Below are 22,044 nucleotides of genomic sequence, written 5' to 3'. Positions count from 1 at the left end.
TTATCTTTTAAATGCTCCGGAATATCATTAAATTCTGAAATATACTTTGCAAAGCTTTTATTTATCTCGTTTTTAAGCTCGTCTTTATTCTCATATGTTCTCAATAGTCTATCTCCTCAGCTTCCGGTTTTCCAGTTTCAAAAAAAGGATTTTTCAAATTAGTCTTTGCAAATAACCTTTGAACCTTCACCATCAATTACAATTCCCTGATGGTTGTTAATAGGGCATAGATTCAAATCCGAAAACTCAGTCATTATTTTCTCGGTAACTTTCTTAAATGGTGCTGTAAGATAATGCGGAAGAACATAGAAATCAATCAAATCAAGCCCTGCATCATCTTCTTGTGAGTAGTCCTCCGGCTTTTCATCCATTTGCTCGATATATTGGATGCTTGGAGCGCATATAATTGCGCCTGCTGACTCGCCGATCATCAATTTTCCATTTGCCAATTCCTTTTTCAGCAACCCATCAGTTCTTGTTTTACGGAGTTGGTCCATAAGAAAGAAAGAATTTCCGCCGGTAAAATATATCACATCTGCATCTTCAAAAACAGACTGTATTGTTGAATAAGCCTCCGTTGAAATATCAATTTCAGTTACGATTGCTCCCAACTTTTTGAATAATTTTCGAGCCGAGCCGACATAACCGGTGTAGCCTTCACGCAACGAAGCTGTTGGAATAAATGCGACTTTCTTATTTTCAATTTCTTCCTTTATCAGACTTCCTACACTTGAAAAGTGCGAACATAAAAATAGTTTCATCAATATTCTCCTTTATAAATTCCGATTTATCAGTTACCAAAACTGAAAGTTGTCTATTTCTTCTTTTTCGGTTTTAGGGCTGGCAGTTCATCATACATTGCATGAAACAAGCCTGTCAAAAATTCCTTATTATCAACTTCATCTACCAACAACATCTCTTTTGCTCCCTCATAGGGTAATTCATACGGAGCTGTCGGCATATAACTAATTGCTGATTTTACTGGTTTAACAAGTAATCTATCATCATAGATACCGCCTACAATCTTGCCACGATAATAAATAATAAATTCTCCCATCATAGCTCGATAAGTAATTTCTTCTAACTCAGATAGCTACCCTAAAATAAACTCTAAGTATTCCTTGCTTGATGCCATATTTCCTCCTCAAATTGTTATTTCTAAAATTGTATCAAATTCTGCCTGTTTCCGCAATCAACAAAAATGTCTAATACTATCTGTTTTTAATAATCTTAAGATTTTTCTATATACATCTTCCAGTTTTAAATATATAATATAATTACATAGTGCATAATAAATAAATTTACATTTTTAAGGAAGGAACATCTATGAATGCAGGATATGTCCGTCTCTCCAGAGACGATGATAAAAGGAGTTATGTTTCCATAGAAAATCAAAAGCTGATTATCAACCAGTATGCAGCAGATCATGGTATGGTTATTGACCGCTGGTATGAAGATGATGGCATTTCCGGCTATATCTTTGACAGACCGGGATTTCAGCAGATGATGGCTGATCTGGATAAAGATATTGATGCTGTATATGTCAAAGACTTTTCACGCCTTGGCAGACATAATGCAAAGGTGCTACTTCTTCTGGACGAATTTCAGGAACGTGGAAAGCATCTGGTTGTGATTGACGATAATTATGATTCTATGGATTCCAGTGACGATACCATTGGTATCAAAACATGGTTTAATGAGCGATATGTAAAAGATACCAGTAAGAAAATCAAACGTGCCATAGGAGCCAGACAGAAAGAAGGAACACTGATTACCAGACCACCGTTTGGCTATCGCCGTAACGAAAAGGATAAAACCATTCTGGAAATTGTACCAAAAGAAGCTGAATACATTAAGCAAATTTATGACTTATATCTTTCCGGTTCTGGCTACCGCAAGATTGCCACATATCTAACCGAGCAGGGAGCATCTACTCCCTCTATGATACAGCGTGAACGTGAAATAGAAGAAGGTAGACTGTCCAAAAGACAGGTAGCGTCTAAATGGTCAGATGCTATGATAAAAGAAATTCTGGATAATGATTTTTACATTGGTACTTTTCGTTTGAAAAAACGTGCAAGAAATACGGTTCATGGAAAAGATAAACGTGTGCCAAAGGAAGAACAATGTATTTTTGAGAATCATCACCCGGCAATTATTGATAAGGCTACCTTTGCGTTAGTACAGGAATTAAAGGAAAAACGTAACCGCACCAATTATCGGGGAAGTCGCGGGCAGTGGCTTGGCTCAGAGATTCCGAATCCTTTTGGCAGTTGTCTGTTCTGTAAGGATTGCGGAAGCCGTCTTACGCCAATTAAACGCCAAACTTCCAGCAGAGAACGGAAATATTACATCTGTACCACTTATAACACCAAAGGCAGACGTTATTGCTCCAAGGCACATTTAATTGAAGAAGATGATCTGATGGAAGATGTTCTGACTTATATCAAGATGTGTCGAAATGCTCTCTGTGAAGTTATTTCTACCTATGATTTAAAGGATTTTGAAGCAGAGAAAAAAACAATAGCAGAAAAACGGCAGGAACTGCACACAGCTATCAATGAGCGAAAAAGTCAACTGAAAGTTCTGCTTACCCAAAAAGTAAAAGATCTGGCTGTCGCTGCTGGAAATGAAGACTTAATCAATGAAACGTATGATTCTATGCAGAAGGATTTGTTTGCTCAGATTCATAGTCTGGAAATGCAGATAAAAGAACTGAATGAAACTGCCATAGAAACGCCTGATGTAAAGGATAAACTAAAAAATGCTCTTGAGGTGGTAGATAAAATCATTGCAGGAGGCAACCTTGACCGAAGAGATATTGAACTTCTGATTGAAAAAATCGTAGTGGACGAAGACGGGATGCCGGAAATTACACTGAAATACGGCTTGTCTAATCTGATTAGTTACAGTCCTGCTGATGAAATGAATCGAAGAGAAAATACCATGATTGCGATTGTGATGAAACTGATTGCTGAGGATGAACGTGGGTTTACTTCTGCAAAATATCTGTCAGAGCATATTACTGACCTTGGATTCAAGAAAACAAAGCAGAGTATTCTTCCATATATTGAGCTAATGAAGAAACTTGGGATTCTTGAATCCACAGATAATCCATTGAAGCCATACCATATTGTAAAGTCAAAAGAAAAAATCATGCAGCTTACCAAAGACTATCTGCCGGATCTATCAGCAGAAACTACCGCAAAACAGATATCAGATGATTATTTACATGGTAGCAGTGATGGCAGGTGGCATGCCGGAAATGGTATTTGAATATATTTTGAAGCAGAATGGCCTTGACCCTCAGAAAGATCTGTCTATTGACCAGAGCATTGACTTCGGCGCTACTGCGGCTGCTTTTACAGGAGATGATTCGGCAGATTTCACTGTAGAATTTGAGCCGTCTGCTACTGCTCTTGAAAAGCAGGGCGCTGGGTATGTCGTGGCATCCCTTGGTGTTGACTCCGGCTATGTGCCTTATACCTCCTACAGTGCCAAAACCAGCTATATGGAAAAAAATCCTGATATCATGCAGAAATTCACTGATGCTCTGCAGAAAGGTATGGACTACGTTCAGAGCCATACTCCAGAGGAGATTGCAGAAGTAATCGAGCCACAGTTCCCTGAAACAGATCTGGATACCATCACAGCCATTGTAAAACGTTATTACGATCAGGACACCTGGAAAGAAAATCTGGTGTTCGGGCAGGATGGTTTTGAACTGCTGCAGGATATCTTGGAAGATGCAGGTGAACTGAAAGAACGTACACCGTATACAGAACTGGTCAACACAGAATTTGCGCAAAATGTTTCCTGATGATTTGCTTTTTCTGATCCTCCTGTAATTTTAGCCCGATATTCGTCTCTTCTCATCCGTTCCTTCATATTGTCAGAGATTTTTGACTTGATTCAGCCAAACCATAATCTTATATATACTTTGAGTAACAGGTAGTAAAAAAGAACCATATTTTAACTCCAATTTTGAGAAACGCAGACAGAATTTCGTCATTTTGTCCTGCGTTTTTCTTATGTCTTTTGACAGTTTGACGGAATCCCCAGATACTGGTTATGGCTTTTCGTCAGAATGACAAGAAACAAAAAAAATCTTTGTACGATTCTTCCCTAGCCATCCCCCCTCCTTTTCGCTATACTGTCTACAGATGAAAAAAACGAGTAATCAATCAGCAAAAACAATATGAAATAATTTTGGAGGAATAATAATCATGGCAAGCTTATCATTACAGCACATTAACAAAACTTACCCAAATGGTTTCCAGGCAGTTAAAGATTTCAATCTGGAAATCGAAGATAAAGAATTCATCATTTTCGTAGGACCTTCAGGATGTGGTAAATCTACTACACTTCGTATGGTTGCCGGTCTGGAAGAAATTTCCGGCGGTACATTAAAAATCGGTGACAAAGTTATGAACGATGTAGAGCCTAAAGACCGTGATATCGCAATGGTATTCCAGAACTACGCTCTGTATCCTCATATGACAGTATATGATAACATGGCATTCGGACTTAAACTTCGTAAAGTTCCGAAAGATCAGATTGATAAAGCAGTTCGTGAAGCTGCAAGAATCCTTGACCTTGAGAAACTTCTTGATCGTAAACCGAAGGCTCTTTCCGGTGGTCAGAGACAGCGTGTTGCTATGGGACGTGCTATCGTACGTAATCCTAAGGTATTCCTTATGGATGAGCCTCTTTCCAACCTGGATGCTAAACTTCGTGTACAGATGCGTATCGAGATTTCCAAGATCCATCAGAGACTGGGTGCTACAATCATCTATGTAACACATGACCAGACAGAGGCTATGACTCTTGGTACCAGAATCGTTGTTATGAAAGACGGTGTTGTTCAGCAGGTAGATACACCACAGAACCTGTATCAGAAACCAGGTAACTTATTCGTTGCAGGATTCATGGGATCTCCGCAGATGAACTTCCTTGACGCTGTTATCTCCGAAAAAGGCGGCAACCTTATCGCTAAAGTTGGCGATCATGAACTGGCTATCCCGGCTGCTAAAGCAAAAGCTCTTAAAGATGGCGGCTATGTAGGTAAAACAGTTGTTCTCGGTATCCGTCCGGAAGATATCCATGATTCCCAGATGTTCATCGAAGCTTCTCCAAGCGCACCGATGACATCCGTAGTTAAAGTTTACGAGCTTCTCGGAGCTGAAGTATTCTTATACTTCGATGTAAACGGAACTCAGGTTACAGCACGAGTTGATCCTCGTACAACAGCTAAGACTGGTGATCCGATTAAATTCGCATTCGATATGGAAAAATCTCATTTCTTTGATAAAGAAACAGAACTTACAATCTGCAACTAATTTTCAGGAATCTTTAATAAACCCGGGGAGTTTTCCCCGGGTTTTTATGTTATAATATAGAATTGGCTGCCTGATTACTTCGATCAGACAATTTGCAAGGATTGCTATAAGCTGACTCATACCCCAAAAGAAAGGATTGACCTAATGAAAATACAACAGATTTTACAGAAATGCCTGACAGACTGGAAGAATATCAGCCAGATTGATTTCTGTCTGCTGGATTCTGATAACCATATCTTTCTCTCTACCTGTGATAAAAAACTTCCTGCAGAATCAAAACTGGAAGAATTTCGCCAAAGCAGTGCCCTGTGTGTTTCCAATACAAGCTGCTGCCTGTATAAGATCATGGAGAACCATTCCATCTCCTATATTCTGATCGTATGGGGAAAAGCAGAAAGTACTGCTACCATCGGAGAGCTGGCTGTATGCCAGGTACAGAGTCTCCTGGCTGCCTATGCAGAGAAAAGCGACAAGAATACCTTTATGCAGAATCTTCTCCTTGGTAGTTATTCTGATGTAGATGCCTTTAACCGCGCCAAGAAACTGCACATTGCAACTTCTGTTCAGCGTGCCGTATTTCTTGTGGAAACCAAACAGACCAAGGATGAGAACGCTCTCGCTACGATCCGGAATATTTTCTCTGCCCGTACCAGAGATTTCATCACAGCTATTGATGATACAGGGATTATCATCATCAGAGAATTACAGTCTACAGAAACTTATGAGGATCTGGAATCAATTGCATATATGCTTGTAGATATGTTAAATACAGAAGCAATGACTTCCGCATGGGTTGCATACAGTAATCTGGCAGAGGATATTTCCAGGCTTCCAGACGCATACAAGGAAGCACATACAGCCCTTGAAGTAGGCAAGATTTTCTACGCAGATAAAAATGTATTCGGATATAACCAGCTTGGAATCGGCAGACTAATCTACCAGCTTCCTGTTTCCATATGTGAAATGTTTATCGACGAGATCTTCAAAGAGGAAACTCTGGATTCTATTGACGAAGAAACCTTGATCACCATCCGTACCTTCTTTGAAAATAACCTGAATCTCTCCGAGACCTCCAGACAGCTTTATGTACACAGAAATACTCTGGTGTACCGTTTCGAAAAACTCCAGAGAAAATTCGGACTGGATATCCGCGCGTTTGAAGATGCACTGACATTTAAACTGGCGATGATGGTTGTGGACTACATAAAATATTCTAAGAATCATCCGTCATAGATTTCTCAGACAATTTGATAATATCCATCTGCGTGATCAAACCGGCAGACTCTTACAGCTACGTGGCTACGCGATTCTACACCGAATAACTGCTCCGCAGGACTTACTTAATTCGGTTAAAAAAGCGTTATATCTTCACCAGAAATCTCTGTTGAAAATACAACGCTTTTTATTATTTCTTATATATTCTATTTCGCTTCTTTCAGCAGCATCAGATGCTCTTCCGGAAAATGGATATATTTCGGAACTTTTACATGCGGATCTTCCTCAAAATTTCCTTTGGGGCACATCCACCAGACCGGCTGACAGTCTCCGCCTTTCTTGTTCTTCAGTAAATACTGATGTTCAAAGGTCGTTTCAATATATTCCATAACTTCCACTTCCATGTGGTTCTCTCCGCCTTCAGATGCACCTTTCATCCAGTGACCGCGGATTCCCACATGCGTAACATCATCCGGCACCACATCTTTGGTCTGCAGCATCAGATCCCAGTCCACTGCATAAATACTGTGTTTTCCCATTTTCTGTACAGTTGAGAAATTTTTACACCCTGTCAGTCTGGCTGCCTGCAGAATACCGGGTCGTTCAAAGAGTTTCTTGGTTTCTCCTGTAGTAAGTGCCTGACCGCTGTCCAGAATTGTCAGATGTCCGCAGAACTTGTAAGCCTCATCACGACTGTGAGTGACCAGAATCATATCACCTGTGTACTCATTAAGAAAGTTCTGCATATCACGCTGCATGATATCTTTCAGATATCCATCCAGTGCTGAGAACGGTTCATCCAGAAGGATGACTTCCGGTTCTCCGATCATCATTCGTGCCAGTGCGACACGCTGCTGCTGACCTCCGGAAAGCTGTCCCGGATAACGTTTCTCCAGCCCGTTAAGCTGATAGCGCTCTATGTAATCTGCCACTTTTGCCTTAAGATGTTTCTTATCCCCTCTGTATCCGCATGCGATATTCTTCTCTACAGTCATGGTAGGAAAAAGTGCATAGTTCTGAAAAAGATAGCCGACCTTCCTCTCCTGCGGTTTAAGATTGATTTTCTTTTCTGAATCAAAAAGAACTTTATCATTTACAACAATTCTTCCTGAGTCCGGTGTCTGGATTCCTGCAATACAGCGCAGAGTCATACTTTTTCCGCTTCCGGATGCTCCAAGGATCCCCATTGGAGAACCATCACTCTCCAGCTTTACTTTCAGAGTGAAGCCATGAAGTTTCTTCTCAATATCCACACTGACTGCCATTACATCCACCTGCCCATCTTCATTCCCTTACCGGAAACGATATTGATCGCCGCAACGATCACAAATGAAATGATCAAGATCACAACTACCCAGAAACCGGCCATGCCATAATTTCCTGCCGCAGTCTCCGAAGCAATGGCAACGGAAACGGTTCTGGTCTTGCCAAGAATGTTTCCTGCGAGCATGGATGTAGCACCGTATTCTCCGATTGCTCTGGCAAAGGCAAGGACTGTACCGGATGCGATTCCGGGTCCTGCTGTCGGCATGACAACTGTCCAGAAGATTCTTCTGTCACTCATGCCAAGTGTCTTGCCTGCTGCGATCAGATTCACATCCACCTGTTCAAATGCTGCGCGTGCATTTCGATACATCAGCGGAAACGCAATTACAGATGCTGCGATCACGCAGCCCTTCCAGGTCTGTACGATCTTAATATCAAAATTATCCAGCAGAAATGCCCCGAACGGACGTCTCAGACTGAACAGCAGAAGCAGAATGAAACCGGCCACTGTCGGGGGAAGTACCAGAGGCATGGTCAGGATACCATCCAGTATGCCTCTGGAAACAGGTTTCATCTTCATTACCAGTCTCGCAAAGAATATCCCCAGAAAGAACGCGATCACAGTAGCCGCGAAACCTGTTTTCAGTGAAATCCATAAAGGACTCCAGTTTATTTCTGCCAGAAATTCACTCATTCTTATTTAGCTTCCTCTGTTGTCTCTGTCTCAGCATTTGTTTCTGTGTCATCTGCTTCTTCTGTTGCTTCTGCATCTTTATCATCTGTTTCGGAAGCATCATCTGCTTTGTATGCTGTGAATCCGTATTTCTCGAATACTTTCATAGCGTCGTCAGATTTGATGTACTCAAGGAATGCTTCTGCAGCTGCTGTATCATCTTCAGATGCCTCTTTGTCTTCGATAAGGCCTACCGGATAGAGAACAGGTGTCTTCAGTGCATCTGCCGGAGCTTCTGCGATAACGTCTACTTTATCTGCAACGGAAGCTGCATCTGTATCATAAACGATACCGATCTCATTACTTCCTTCACTTACTGCAGCAAGAACTTCAGATACATTTTTACCTTCATTGATTTCCATCTTATTTACTTCATCTGTAATTCCAAGATTGTCGAAAATTTCTCTGGAATACTGTCCAACAGGAACGCTGTCACCTGCAAGTGCGATGTTGGCTGCATCTGTGATGTTCTCGAATCCTATAACTTTTGTTTCTCCATCCTTAGGTTTGATCAGAACGACTTTGTTCTCAAGGATATCTTCTACAGTATCTTTCTTAGCCAGATCTTCGTCTACCAGAGCGTCCATCTGCTTGTCAGCTGCTGAGAAGAAGATATCGCAGCGTGCGCCTTCTTCGATCTGTGTCTGTAATGTGCCTGAGCTGTCTGCATTGTAGAGGATTTCAACATCAGGATATGTCTCATTGAAATCTTTCTGGATTTCTTCCATTGCATTGCTTAAGCTTGCTGCGATGAATGTGTTGACTTCACCTTTTAAGTCTGTATCTGCTGCGAAAACTCCTGTGCTGAACATTCCTGCACTCAGTACTCCTGCCATCATTGCTGCAATTAATTTCTTTCTCATATTTTTACCGTCTTTCATTTAGTTTCATTTTGTTTTATTCAGTTTTGTTTCTTTTTGTATCTATTGTACAAAACTTTTGTATTCTTGTCAATTTTATTTGTATATGTTATCATGTAAATGATAAAAGGTCGAAAGCCTTATTTTTACCGGCAAAAACAACTTTCCGGCCTTTGATCGGGTATCAGATAAATCTATAGAAAAAAATAATAAACAGTGAGGTAATTATCATGAAATTAAGTGCACGCAATCAGTTAAAAGGGAAAGTAGTAAGTATCAATAACGGAGCTGTAAACTCCATCGTTTCTATTGATATCGGCGGTGGAAACATTATCACAGCAACCATCTCCTGTGCAGCAGTTGAAGAATTAAACCTGAAAGTAGGTTCTGATGCTTATGCAGTGATCAAGGCTACTAATGTCATGGTAGGTATTGATGAATAAACTTTACACAGCTCAGGAGGTCGCAGACCGTCTGAAGATCAAAAAGACAACGGTCTATGAGCTTATCAAGCGCGGTGAGCTGGAATCTTCCAAAATCGGAAAACAACTCAGGGTCAGCGAAGAGCAGTTGACACAGTATCTTAACAGAAGCAGTTCCGGCAATTCCGAAAGCGGGCAGGATATTCCATACACTTCTGTTAATTTTGAACCTGAGAGCTCTCTGCTGAAGAGAGATTATCTGCTTCATTCCAGTGGTATCATTTTAGGCGGCCAGACTTCTGCCGCCCTGGAGCTTCTTCTCGGCAAAATGTCCGCTCATCCTGATGGCCTTCCTGTCCTGCAGTCTCATATGAATGACTATAACGGACTTTATTCCCTGTATTTCGAAAAGGCACATATCGCTGCTACCAGTCTGGATATAGATGATATCCGTCACCTGGTTCCCGGAATCCCGCTGATACTTCTTTCTTTATATAAATACTCTGTTGGCTTCTATGTACAGGCCGGAAATCCTGAAAAGATTTCTTCTGCGGAGGACCTGACAGATCCGAAAGTTGTCTTTATGAATCGTGAAAAGGGAAGTGCCCGCAGGGTTTATCTGGACCGTCTGTTAAAAGAACGGGGAATCTCTTCTGAAAAAATCAGCGGATACAGAAATGAAGCTGTCTCTGATATGTCATCTGCATCTGCTGTTTTTGAGCACAGGGCGAATGTTGCTTTTGGAGAAGAAATGATCGCACGTTACTTTCCGGGACTTGATTTCGTCCCTGTGACTGATATACAGATGTATCTGGCAATTCCTGCGGAATCTGTGAGAAAGCCGGGGTTCTCTGCTCTTGTGGAAATTGTACAGTCTGAAGATTTCAAAACTGAGATTCATCATCTGACAGGTTATGATACCTCTTATACCGGCGAAATGATCTGCATATAAGAAACCTGTAACATAATAAAAAGCCCTGCTGTCCGGGATATACGCTTATGACGTACATGCCGCTTATACAGCAGGGCTTTTCTTATACATTATTTACGAGGACTACTATAAAAAATTCTTTTTATAGCATTAACCAAGAAGTGTTTTTCCGATAAAGTATCCAAGCACCAGAATACCAAGTGCGATTCTGTACCATCCGAATGCCTTAAAGTCATGTTTCTTTATGTATCCCATCAGGAATTTGATCGCGATAATGGAAACTACAAATGCCACTACCATTCCCACGATCAGGATCATCACCTCTGTTCCTGTGAAAGAGAAACCGAATTTCAGGATTTTCAGAAGGCTGGCTCCGAACATGACCGGGATTCCCAGGAAGAAGGTAAATTCTGCTGCTACTGTACGGGAGGTTCCTGCAAGGATACCACCGATAATGGTGGAACCTGAACGGGATGTACCCGGAACTACGGAGAGTACCTGGAACAGACCGATGATGAGTGCAGTCTTAAATGACAGATTTTCCAGATTTGTACAGGTTGGTCTTCTTCTCTTGTTATAATTCTCAATGACAATGAAGAGGATACCATATACGATCAGTGCAATGGCAACTACTACATAGTTATTAAATTTCTCTTCAATGACATCATTAAACGGAAGTGCGATAACAATCGTCGGTATACAGGCTACTATAATTTTAAACCAGAGTACCCATTTCTCTTTATCACAGAACTTCTCCACAAAAGTCAGAATTCCTCTGGACACTGCACCATGCCTGTTAAGCACTGCCTGCTGTTTCTTTGAAATTGGTCTGATATAAAACGGCCACAATTTGTTCCAGTAGAGAACTACAACCGCGAGGATCGCGCCAAGCTGGATCACTACGAAAAACAGATTCTTAAAATCCTCTGTCACATTCAGTTTCAGGAACTCATCCACCAAGATCATATGTCCGGTACTGCTGATCGGGAGCCATTCTGTGATTCCCTCTACAATCCCAAGGAAAATGACCTTTAACAGTTCAATAAAATCCATAATCTTTCCCTTCCTGTTTTCTTTTTTGTTGTTATTCTTATTTACAACGATTTTCAACCGGATCAGACAGGTTTCTGCCAGATAATAAGTAATGCAAAAGACCCACATATATCTATCTGACTCACTGTAAATACTCATATGATTATATTACACACCATGCCACTGATACAACTGTAATCTGTATTTTTCCTGCTGATTCTATAAGATAAAAACAGCCGCCTTTTCTCCGACAGAGAAAATTACGGCTGCTTTTCATCATTTCATATTATTTATCAGTTCTTTATCTTCTTGCAATCGTAGCAATATCAATAAGAGATAAATTGTTCAGGTCTGTATTCTCAAGACTGGTTGCCAGTGCTTCTGCTGTATCCAGAGAAGTAAGAACATTGACACCTGTCTCGATAGCATTACGTCTGATCACAAATCCATCTTTCTGGTGTTCCACACCCTGTGGCGGAGTATCGATGACAACATCAATCTTGTGGCCAAGGATAAGGTCCATAAGGTTCGGGGCAGGCTGCTCCAGCTTATTTGTACGGATAACTTTGATTCCGTTCTCTTTGAGGACTTTTGCAGTTCCCAGTGTAGCATAGATTCTGTATCCAAGTGCTTCGAATCTTCTTGCGATCGGGATGATATCCTGTTTGTCTTCGTCTTTAACAGTGATGATCATGTTTTTATGTTTCGGAAGACGGATACCTGCTCCGATAAATGCTTTGTAAAGCGCTTCATTGAATGTCTCAGCAATACCAAGGCACTCACCTGTTGACTTCATTTCCGGTCCAAGACTGATATCAGCGCCGCGGATCTTCTCAAATGAGAATACAGGCATCTTGATCGCATAGTGTTTTGCTTCCGGCTGAAGTCCCGGTTCATAGCCCATGTCTTTCAGCTTGTATCCAAGTATTACCTTCGTTGCAAGAGGAACGATCGGAATTCCTGTTACCTTGCTGATGTACGGTACAGTACGGCTGGAACGAGGATTAACCTCGATCACATATACATCATCTCCAAGAACAATGAACTGGATGTTGATCATACCGATAACATGCAGTGCTCTTGCAAGACGTCTGGTGTATTCTGCAATTGTCTCTTTTGCTTTCTCGCTGATGGTCTTAGCCGGGTATACGGAGATACTGTCACCGGAGTGGATTCCGGCACGCTCGATATGTTCCATGATACCAGGAATCAGGATATCCTCGCCATCGCATACAGCATCTACTTCGATTTCCTTACCCATCAGGTATTTATCAACAAGGATCGGGTGCTCCTGTGCGATCTGGTTGATCACACCGATATACTCTTCTACGTCCTCATCGCTTACAGCAATTCTCATGCCCTGACCACCAAGTACATAGGAAGGACGAACCAGAACAGGATAACCCAGCTCATTTGCTGCTTTCTTAGCTTCCTCAGCAGTAAATACTGTCTGTCCCTTTGGTCTCGGGATCTCGCATTTTTCAAGAATCTCATCAAAGAGCTCACGGTCCTCTGCTGCATCTACGTTCTCCGCAGATGTTCCGAGAATCTTAACGCCCATCTTTGTCAGTGCTTCTGTTAATTTGATAGCTGTCTGACCACCGAACTGTACAACTGCTCCGTCCGGTTTCTCGATATTTACTACATTCTCAACATCTTCCGGTGTCAGAGGCTCGAAATACAGTTTATCTGCAATATCAAAGTCTGTACTTACTGTTTCCGGGTTGTTGTTGATGATGATGGTCTCATAGCCTTCTTTTGCAAATGCCCATGTACAGTGTACGGAACAGAAGTCGAACTCAATACCCTGACCGATACGGATCGGACCGGAACCAAGTACCAGGATTTTCTTTTTATCCGGTGTTGCTACTGCTTCATTCTCTGTGCCTTCATCGCCGTATACAGAATAGTAATATGGTGTTGCTGCCGCAAACTCTGCAGCACAGGTATCAACCATCTTATATGCCGCTTTAATCTGATATTCTTCACGAAGAGCTTTAATCTCTTCTTCTGTCTTGCCTGTCAGACGTGCAACGATGTAGTCCGGGAATTCCATGCGTTTTGCTTCAAGGAGAAGCTCTTTTGTGAGCTTTCTGGTCTTAAGAGCATTTTCCATGCCTACAAGGATTGCAATCTTATCGATGAACCAGATATCAATCTTTGTGATGTCGTGAAGCATGGACTGTGGCATACCACGACGGATTGCTTCTGCAATCTTCCAGATTCTGCGGTCATCTACGATTTCCAGCTCTGCAAGGAGTTCCTCGTCTGTAAGCTGTGTGAAATCATAGGACATCAGGCTGTCTACGTGCTGTTCAAGAGAACGGATGGCTTTCATCAGGGCACCTTCGAAGTTATGGCAGATACTCATAACCTCACCTGTTGCCTTCATCTGAGTAGTAAGGGTTCTCTTTGCAGTTATAAATTTATCAAATGGAAGTCTCGGAATCTTAACTACGCAGTAGTCAAGCATTGGCTCGAAACTTGCATATGTTTTTCCTGTGATCGCATTCGGGATCTCATCCAGTGTGTAACCCAGGGCAATCTTTGCTGCAACCTTTGCGATCGGGTAACCTGTTGCCTTACTTGCAAGTGCAGAGGAACGGCTTACACGCGGGTTTACCTCGATTACACAGTATTCAAAGCTGTCCGGTTTCAGAGCGTACTGAACGTTACATCCACCTGTGATTCCAAGTTCTGTGATGATGTTCAGGGCTGAAGTACGGAGCATCTGATATTCTTTATCTCCCAGTGTCTGAGATGGAGCAACTACGATAGAGTCACCTGTGTGGACACCAACCGGATCAATGTTCTCCATGTTGCAGACTGTGATGCAGTTTCCTGCGCTGTCACGCATTACTTCATACTCAATCTCTTTCCATCCTGCGATGCAGCGCTCTACCAGAACTTCACCTACACGTGAAAGACGAAGACCATTCTCCAGAATTTCACGAAGTTCATATTCATTATGAGCGATACCGCCGCCGCTTCCACCGAGTGTGTAAGCAGGACGAAGAACTACCGGATAACCAATGGTGTTTGTAAATGCAAGACCATCTTCTACTGTTGTAACAACCTTGGATGCTGCGATCGGCTCACCGATCTTCTCCATGGTATCTTTAAATTCCTGACGGTCCTCCGCTTTCTTGATTGTCTGGGCAGTTGTACCGATCAGTCTTATATTGTGTTCTTTGAGGAAACCTTTCTCATCCAGCTCCATAGCAAGGTTTAATCCCGCCTGGCCGCCCAGTGTAGGAAGGACGCTGTCCGGTTTCTCTTTCAGGATAAGCTGTTCTACTACTTCTACTGTCAGAGGCTCGATATAAACTCTGTCAGCGATATCTTTATCTGTCATGATGGTTGCAGGGTTGGAGTTAAGAAGAACAACCTCAATGCCTTCTTCTTTCAGGGAACGGCATGCCTGTGTTCCTGCATAGTCAAACTCTGCTGCCTGGCCGATGATAATCGGGCCGGAACCAATTACAAGTACTTTTTTAATGTCTTTATTTCTTGGCATTATTTATTTCCTCCCATCATATCCATAAATCTGTCAAACAGGTAACTGGAATCCTGCGGTCCCGGGCATGCTTCAGGATGGAACTGTACAGTAAAGATATTCTTTCCTTCGTATGCCATACCTTCGTTTGTGCCGTCATTGACGTTAACGAATGCAGGTTTTGCAATGTTTTTCTCTTCAAGTCCCTCAGCATCTACTACATAGCCATGGTTCTGGGAAGAAATGTAAACACGTCCTGTTGCAAGGTCTTTGACCGGATGATTTCCGCCTCTGTGTCCGTATTTCATCTTATGGGTATCTCCACCTGTTGCAAGAGCCATAAGCTGATGTCCAAGACAGATTGCGAAGATCGGAACTTCAGAATCGTATAATTTTTTTATTTCCTTTATAATAGAAGTACATTCCTTTGGATCTCCAGGGCCGTTACTTAACATAATGCCATCCGGATTTGCCTCCAGAATCTCTTCCGCAGGTGTCAGTGCCGGATAAATTGTAACCTCACATCCTCTTTCATTCAGGGAACGTGCAATGTTTCTCTTTGCTCCCAAGTCAAGAAGTGCTACTTTCGGACCGTCGCCTTTTAAAATCTCTTTCTCGCGGCATGTTACCTTCTCTACTACCTTACCTGTTGTATATGCTTTTAACTGGGGGATAATTGTATCTAAATCATAATTTTCATTGACGGTGATCATACCGTTCATGGTACCTTTCTCACGAAGGATTTTCGTTAAGGCTCTGGTATCAATTCCGGCAATACCTGGAATATCATGCTTTGTTAAGAAATGCTGAATCGTGTCCACGCTTCTGAAATTACTTGGGACACGGGATAATTCGCGGACAATAAAGCCGTCCACCCATGGCTTTGATGACTCCTGGTCATCATAACAGATTCCGTAATTCCCAATGAGGGGATAAGTCATACATACTGCCTGTCCTGCATAGGAAGGGTCGGTCATTACTTCCAGATAACCGGTCATGGAAGTATTAAAGACGATTTCGCTGATAACGTCTCTCGTTGAACCAATGCTTGTACCTTTGAACACATGGCCATCTTCTAATATCAGAAATGCTTTCATACAATCTCCCTTTCTTATCTTTATATTGTGTCTATCACTTATTTTTTCCTAAATCTTCAAGATTGTATCACAGCAAAGTGCTTTTTTCAACCTTATAAGGTACTAAAAATAATTAAGTTGATATTAAAAACTTTTTTGTAATTTCAGGCAGACCCAATCACATGCATTCACTGCTTTCTCACATCCAAATACCTCTATAAAATTTCAATCATCCTCTTCTCTGTGCAAACTCTACACCAGATAACTGCTCCGCAGTTTATCAGAAGAAGCTTACACTTCTACGTAACAAATTGTGCGTTTTGAGGATACTGTAAAAAAAATTAAAAAAATTTCAAAAAAGCTATTGACTTTTATCCATACATCGGTTATTATAAATGAGCAGTCGCGAGAGAGCGATTGATAAATAAAAAATGCAGAAGTGGCGGAATTGGCAGACGCGCAGGCTTCAGGTGCCTGTGGTAGCAATATCGTGTGGGTTCAAGTCCCATCTTCTGCATTATTTTTTTACTCAAAAAGGAAACTGATACAGTTTCCTTTTTTTCTGTTCTTATGATACAAAAGACATCAGATAACGGTAAATCTTCCATGTGGTTTCATTATCGTAATGAGTTCCGTCTGTTGTCTTATATCCCTGCTTTTTCAGATAAGAATAAAGATCTGCATATTTCGCACCGGCAACTTCTTTTTTCATTCTGGCATTGAAATCTTCGATTTCCTCATTTGTTACATAAGGATCTTTGGTTACCTGTCCCACTGCCACAATATAGACATCCGCTCCCTGCGCTTTCCATTTTGGAATCTCCTCATTCAGCAGACTGATATAATTTGAAATATTGTATACATCATTAACACCAAGCCAGACAAAAATATCTTCATTTCCTTTCATCTGCTCCTGCAAGGTCTTCAGGGCAGTATCTCTAAGCCATTTATACCCCATTCCAACCTCACATATCCATGTGATGTTATCGTTCTCCACAACATCTTTCATCATATCTGTTCTGGAATCTCCGATCATAATAGTCTTTCGCATTACCGCCTCTGCCGGATCACTCAGTTCAGAATATACAACATTTCCCTGATTTCGTACATATGCCCGTATTCTGTAATAATAAGTCTTTCCTGAAACAGCACCTGTATCTGCATAACTGAATGTTGTATTGCCGGAAACTATATTGATTCTTTTATATCCTCTGTCCTCGGATTCTGACCGGAATATCTGATATCCTTCTGCAGTTTTGATTTTTTTCCATTTGATCAGGGTTCCGCTTTCTTCTCTCACTCTTATCCGGGTGATCACAGGTTTTCCGGGAGCTGTTTTTATCTCCAGTGCTTTCGATGATGGGCTGTACAGAGTTTTGTTTCCCTGTTTCAGATAAGAACGTATCTTATAAGTGTAGAGCTTATCTTCAGAACCTGTCAGTGTAAAACTGGTAATGTTCCTGTTCTTGGTCCTTCCCACGTATTTGTATTTCCCGTAGGCTTTATAATACAGAAAAATCTGATAGCCGGAGGCCTTCTTTACTTTATTCCAGTTCAGAGTCACTCTGTTTCCGGCTGCTGTTCCGGACAATACCGGTGTTTCTGGTTTTGCAGATGCTGCGGATGCCGATACTGTTCCAAACAGCATTACCGCTATCAACCAAAATAAAAAGAAACTCTTTCTGATATATTTCACATGACATTCCTCCCATCTATAACAATTCATCTATAGCAATACCGGACTGTCCACAGTATTTTACGGAATTGCCATAATCAAAGAGCCGGCTCTGTAAAAGATATCTGCTCTCACATCGCCGGCTTGATTTTATACTATTCTCAATTATTTTTTGTATTATTTAACTTTCACGCTCTTCACTGTGCTGTAACCTGTATATACTTTGGAAGATCCTACCATCTTATATGCACGTGCTCTGAAATAATAAGTTTTACCACTTGTCAGCTTTGTCCTATTTGCGGTCAGCTCTGTAGTTCCTTTTACAACCGTACCCTTCTGGGATTTCCTGGATGATCCACAGTAAACATCATATCCGTCTGCACCTGCAACAGCCTTCCAGCTTACGGTTGCCACACCTTTTTTGGTGGACTTCACAGAGATTGCCGGCTTTGTACCTGTTGCTGTAGCTTTTACTTCTGCGGAATTTGACCAGGATCTGAGGTTCTTATTGGCATCTTTTACCTGTACAGTTGCTGTAACTCTGTATGTATAGGCTGTTCCTGTAGAAATCACATTATCTGTGTAATCTTCTCCGAACTCTGCGTCAGCCAGATCACCATTATCCCATGTTTTAACAGTTTCATATGCACCGTTGCCTGTTTTCTTCTCCAGTTTGTAAGAAGCATCATCTGTACTGGAACCAACGTTTACCACGATCTGATCCCATGTTGCAGATGTGATGGATGCAGTTGCCTTCAGCATTTTGACCTTGGATGAAACCTTTGCATCACAGCTGAACTGCTGAGGTACGGCAATCCATTCCGGTGTAAAGTCAATAGAAGATGTCTTACTCAGTGAGTTTCCGTCAAGGTATAAGGAAACTACCTGAGACCCTTCCTTGCTGTTTTCCAGTTTCAGATTTGTGATCTTATTATTTCTAAGATCAAGGATTCCCTGAAATCCGGCACAGTTAAATGAAGTGATGGCATTATTGGAGGCATTGACTTCTGAAAGACTCTTTACATAATCAGTATCTCCGATGTTCAGTCCTGCATTTGCCTGTGTGGTAAATTTATTGGAGCTTGCATCTACGAAATCCAGGTTCTTCAGATATTTCTTGGAAGGCATTACTACCTTTGTCAGTTTATTGCTTCCATACTTCACTACACGAAGATTTGTGCATTTGCTGAGATTCAGAGTTCCTGCAAGACTGTTATTACTCAGATTCAGATATGCAACTTTTTTATTCTTTGTAATATTTACAGAAGTAAGTTTGTTATTTGCCGCAAACAGATCTGTCGCATAGGTGAAACGTTCAATACCTTTCAGGTTGGAAATTCCAAGTCCTGAAACATCAATCGTCTTGGCTGCTTTGATCTCTGCCGCTGAAAGTTTCTTATCCTTGTCTGTATCAATATTGTCTAAAACATACTGGCGGAACTTTGCATCCGGGAAGTTCGCTGAACTGACTGCTACTGCTGATGATGCTTCAGCAGCATCAGACTGAAATTCAGATCCGTCCTCTACCTCCGGAGCTTCCTCTTCTGCTGAGCCAACAGACTGTTCTTCTACTGTTGATGTATCATCACTAAAATCAGCAGCCTGAACACTGATACCGGAAGTCATCATAGCTGCACTGATCATTCCTGCGACTAATAACTGATTTAATTTTCTGTTTTTCATCTTTCCCTCTCCTGTTCGTAATTTTCATACCTTTTGATACGATATAAAATTATCATATTCCATATCAATTTGCAACATATTTTTAATTATACTGTAATTATCTGGTAAATCTGTAAAAATAATTTACCCTGCAGTTACTTACTTCTCTTCCATTGTTTCTTTTTCCACTGGTGTTTCTTCCACCGGCTGTTCCTGTGCTGGTTCTGTTTCTGCTGTTTTCTCTGTCTCTGGTTCTTCCGGCTGTAATTCTTCTGCCGGTGTTTCTTCCGGCCCATTACTCCCATCTTCATCTTCATCTGAAGATACAGTGTCATTTTCCACATTCTTCGCCGGTTCCGGAGTCGGGCATGGCGTTCCGCAATACGGACAGAAACTTACATTAATATCTACCTCCCGCTCGCAGGACGGGCAGATTTTCTCTCCTTTCAGGTTCGCCGCATTATCCTTATACTCCCTGATTTTCAGATAATGCTGATCAATCTCCTGACATAAAGCACTTAACTCACTATCAATTCCATCACCCTGAGAATGTCGTCTGTAAACAATATCACCGATATCAACTTTGATTTTCTCAATAATGCGCTCTTCCCCTGTGATTTTACTTCTTATCTTCTGCGCCTCGATCGTCTGCTCTGCGCGGGCACCTAATTCTCTTGTTGTCTTTCCCAGTTCCTTCGTTGTTTTTGAAAATGTCTTAACTAATCCATCAAAAAAATCTGTTCCCATAATATTTACTCCCTTCCATTATTGTCCTCATAATGCAAGAACAAAACTATTTTAATTAATGACTACCCTCCAGCAGGATCGGCTCCTGTCCGCGAAGAAGGATCTTCGGACCACCGTTTCCTTCTATGTATTCTCTTGTGATCACAACCTCTCCTATGCTGTCATCTTTCGGAATCTCATACATGATATCCAGCATATACTCTTCCAGTATCGCGCGAAGTGCCCTGGCACCTGTATCTCTCTCCAGTGCTTTCGCAGCAATTGCATGAAGCGCCCCGTCTTCAAATTCCAGTTTCACTTCATCCAGTGCAAGAAGTTTCTGATACTGTTTAAGAATCGCATTCTTCGGCTCCTGCAGGATCTTCACAAGCATATCCTCATTCAATCCGTCCAGAGTAAATATGATCGGAAGTCGTCCGATAAATTCCGGAATCATTCCAAAACTGCGGATATCCTCCACTGTTACTTTCTGAAGCAGATGAGGATCATTATCATATTTATCCTTCAGGTCTGCATAAAAACCGATAGATGCCTGCTTGTTCAGCCTTTCTTTAATGATATTCTCCAGATCAGGAAAAGCACCGCCACAGATAAACAGAATATTACGTGTATTAACAGTTACAAGCGGTACCATTGCGTTTTTGCTGTTTGCACCTACAGGAACTTCCACCTCACTTCCCTCAAGAAGCTTCAGCATTCCCTGCTGCACTGCCTCACCACTGACATCTCTCTGGTTGGTGTTCTTCTTCTTGGCAATCTTGTCAATCTCATCAATGAAAATAATACCATGCTCGGCACGCTCCACATCATTATCTGCCGCTGCCAGAAGTTTGGAAACAACGCTCTCTATATCATCGCCAATATAACCGGCTTCTGTAAGAGAAGTGGCATCTGCAATTGCAAGCGGCACATCCAGAAGTTTCGCCAGGGTTTTAACCAGATAGGTTTTACCGCATCCGGTTGGTCCAATCATCAGCATATTAGATTTCTCAATTTCAATCTCATCCATTGTATCTGTTGCCACACGTTTATAGTGATTGTAAACCGCTACAGACATTACTTTCTTGGCTTTCTCCTGACCGATCACATACTGGTCAAGGGTTTCTTTGATCTTATGGGGAGCAGGAATATTTTTCAGATCCAGAACCGGTTTTTCCTGTTTCTTTTTCTTTTTTTCTTTCTTTGGCTGCTGCACCGGATTCTGGAAGCTGCCCAGATCGATCATACTCACATTCGGCATATTCAACAGGTCAGAATAATTGAACTTACCCTCATTAAACTGCTGATTCATAGAATTAAAGCTCTTCTGCATACAATCTGTGCAGACATGTATGTTATTGGGAAGTTCGATCATCGGACCGGCCTTGCTCTCAGGTCTGCGGCAGAGAAAACAGAATTTTTCGGATTTGTTTCTCTTTTTCTCTGTATCTTCGCTGCTGTCTATTATTTCATCATCATTATAGTTCTCGCTCATAATGACTCCTTTCTATATCCTCTTATTCGTAACAGTACAGTACTCCTGCAGGATAGCAGGCTGCTGGATCATTACGCTTATTTAACTGAATTATATCATACAATTCCCTTATAACA

Annotated in this window: 18 protein-coding genes, 1 tRNA gene and 1 pseudogene; 7 read left to right on the top strand and 13 right to left on the bottom strand. The window is 41.5% G+C overall.

All coding sequences use genetic code 11. The features are described 5' to 3' along the window. The 3 genes from I4V44_RS10410 to I4V44_RS10400 form a co-directional block, all read right to left on the bottom strand. On the bottom strand, positions 1–104 hold a 104-nt coding region (locus tag I4V44_RS10410), incomplete at its 3' end, for a ClbS/DfsB family four-helix bundle protein (RefSeq protein ID WP_196002686.1). A gap of 54 nt (positions 105–158) precedes the next feature. Further along, complete coding sequence (locus tag I4V44_RS10405) at positions 159–761, bottom strand: Type 1 glutamine amidotransferase-like domain-containing protein (protein ID WP_015534087.1); 603 nt, start codon at positions 759–761, stop codon at positions 159–161. A 53-nt stretch (positions 762–814) separates the two neighbouring features. Further along, complete coding sequence (locus I4V44_RS10400; RefSeq protein ID WP_242991363.1) at positions 815–1,075, bottom strand: competence protein TfoX; 261 nt, start codon at positions 1,073–1,075, stop codon at positions 815–817. 251 nt (positions 1,076–1,326) lie between these two features. On the opposite strand from I4V44_RS10400, the gene I4V44_RS10395 reads away from it, so the two are divergent. The 4 genes and pseudogenes from I4V44_RS10395 to I4V44_RS10380 all read left to right on the top strand — a co-directional run bounded on the left by I4V44_RS10395 (position 1,327) and on the right by I4V44_RS10380 (position 6,572). Next, a complete protein-coding gene (locus I4V44_RS10395) occupies positions 1,327–3,276 on the top strand; it encodes a recombinase family protein (protein WP_196002685.1) in 1,950 nt (649 codons plus the stop codon). Next, a pseudogene (locus tag I4V44_RS10390) lies at positions 3,251–3,820 on the top strand (ABC transporter substrate-binding protein); the annotation flags it as partial. The gene I4V44_RS10395 and the pseudogene I4V44_RS10390, both read left to right, overlap by 26 nt. Before the next feature lie 406 nt (positions 3,821–4,226). After that, a complete protein-coding gene (locus tag I4V44_RS10385; protein WP_173721293.1) occupies positions 4,227–5,339 on the top strand; it encodes an ABC transporter ATP-binding protein in 1,113 nt (370 codons plus the stop codon). Between the two features lie 144 nt (positions 5,340–5,483). Continuing rightward, complete coding sequence (locus I4V44_RS10380; RefSeq protein WP_055059813.1) at positions 5,484–6,572, top strand: PucR family transcriptional regulator; 1,089 nt, start codon at positions 5,484–5,486, stop codon at positions 6,570–6,572. Positions 6,573–6,760: 188 nt separating this feature from the next. Here I4V44_RS10380 and I4V44_RS10375 read toward each other — a convergent pair whose 3' ends face one another. Genes I4V44_RS10375 through modA form a run of 3 tightly spaced genes read right to left on the bottom strand, consistent with a single transcriptional unit; the run spans position 6,761 to position 9,416 of the window. After that, positions 6,761–7,819 carry a sulfate/molybdate ABC transporter ATP-binding protein gene (locus I4V44_RS10375; protein ID WP_196002683.1) on the bottom strand — a complete coding sequence of 353 codons (1,059 nt, stop codon included), beginning with the start codon at positions 7,817–7,819 and terminating at the stop codon, positions 6,761–6,763. Continuing rightward, positions 7,819–8,514, bottom strand: coding sequence for a molybdate ABC transporter permease subunit (gene modB, locus I4V44_RS10370; RefSeq protein WP_022380219.1), 696 nt, complete (start codon positions 8,512–8,514; stop codon positions 7,819–7,821). Before modB ends, I4V44_RS10375 begins: the two co-directional genes overlap by 1 nt. A gap of 2 nt (positions 8,515–8,516) precedes the next feature. Next, positions 8,517–9,416 (bottom strand): molybdate ABC transporter substrate-binding protein, encoded by a 900-nt coding sequence (gene modA / locus I4V44_RS10365; protein WP_196002682.1) that lies wholly within the window; start codon positions 9,414–9,416, stop codon positions 8,517–8,519. Positions 9,417–9,643: 227 nt separating this feature from the next. Between modA and I4V44_RS10360 the strand changes: the two genes are divergently transcribed. Together I4V44_RS10360 and I4V44_RS10355 are read left to right on the top strand one after the other, a co-directional pair. Next, on the top strand, positions 9,644–9,856 hold the full coding sequence (locus I4V44_RS10360) for a TOBE domain-containing protein (protein ID WP_008706085.1): 213 nt from the start codon (positions 9,644–9,646) through the stop codon (positions 9,854–9,856). Continuing rightward, positions 9,849–10,787 (top strand): substrate-binding domain-containing protein, encoded by a 939-nt coding sequence (locus I4V44_RS10355; protein ID WP_196002681.1) that lies wholly within the window; start codon positions 9,849–9,851, stop codon positions 10,785–10,787. The genes I4V44_RS10360 and I4V44_RS10355 overlap by 8 nt, the downstream gene beginning before the upstream one ends. Positions 10,788–10,916: 129 nt before the next feature. Here I4V44_RS10355 and I4V44_RS10350 read toward each other — a convergent pair whose 3' ends face one another. The 3 genes from I4V44_RS10350 to I4V44_RS10340 form a co-directional block, all read right to left on the bottom strand. Next, positions 10,917–11,819: an undecaprenyl-diphosphate phosphatase gene (locus I4V44_RS10350; protein ID WP_118569086.1), complete on the bottom strand. Its 903-nt coding sequence runs from the start codon at positions 11,817–11,819 to the stop codon at positions 10,917–10,919. A 280-nt stretch (positions 11,820–12,099) separates the two neighbouring features. Then, positions 12,100–15,315, bottom strand: a complete 3,216-nt coding sequence (gene carB, locus I4V44_RS10345) for a carbamoyl-phosphate synthase large subunit (protein ID WP_118571967.1) — start codon at positions 15,313–15,315, stop codon at positions 12,100–12,102. After that, positions 15,315–16,391, bottom strand: coding sequence for a carbamoyl phosphate synthase small subunit (locus I4V44_RS10340; protein ID WP_022380222.1), 1,077 nt, complete (start codon positions 16,389–16,391; stop codon positions 15,315–15,317). Before I4V44_RS10340 ends, carB begins: the two co-directional genes overlap by 1 nt. Before the next feature lie 412 nt (positions 16,392–16,803). On the opposite strand from I4V44_RS10340, the gene I4V44_RS10335 reads away from it, so the two are divergent. Then, positions 16,804–16,887, top strand: a tRNA-Leu gene (locus I4V44_RS10335). Between the two features lie 51 nt (positions 16,888–16,938). Here the strand turns inward: I4V44_RS10335 and I4V44_RS10330 are convergent. The 4 genes from I4V44_RS10330 to clpX all read right to left on the bottom strand — a co-directional run bounded on the left by I4V44_RS10330 (position 16,939) and on the right by clpX (position 21,928). Beyond that, entirely contained in the window at positions 16,939–18,066 is a 1,128-nt protein-coding gene (locus I4V44_RS10330) for a hypothetical protein (RefSeq protein WP_271724909.1), read from the bottom strand. 156 nt (positions 18,067–18,222) lie between these two features. Continuing rightward, complete coding sequence (locus tag I4V44_RS10325; RefSeq protein WP_196002679.1) at positions 18,223–19,728, bottom strand: leucine-rich repeat domain-containing protein; 1,506 nt, start codon at positions 19,726–19,728, stop codon at positions 18,223–18,225. A 138-nt stretch (positions 19,729–19,866) separates the two neighbouring features. Continuing rightward, positions 19,867–20,454 (bottom strand): DUF7575 domain-containing protein, encoded by a 588-nt coding sequence (locus tag I4V44_RS10320; protein ID WP_196002678.1) that lies wholly within the window; start codon positions 20,452–20,454, stop codon positions 19,867–19,869. 55 nt (positions 20,455–20,509) lie between these two features. Next, positions 20,510–21,928 (bottom strand): ATP-dependent Clp protease ATP-binding subunit ClpX, encoded by a 1,419-nt coding sequence (clpX, locus tag I4V44_RS10315; protein ID WP_008706095.1) that lies wholly within the window; start codon positions 21,926–21,928, stop codon positions 20,510–20,512. Positions 21,929–22,044: the final 116 nt, after the last annotated feature.

Source organism: Blautia sp. 1001283B150304_161114_C9, assembly GCF_015668165.1.
GTDB lineage: Bacteria > Bacillota > Clostridia > Lachnospirales > Lachnospiraceae > Blautia_A > Blautia_A wexlerae.
This window is presented reverse-complemented; position numbering and strand designations above follow the sequence as displayed.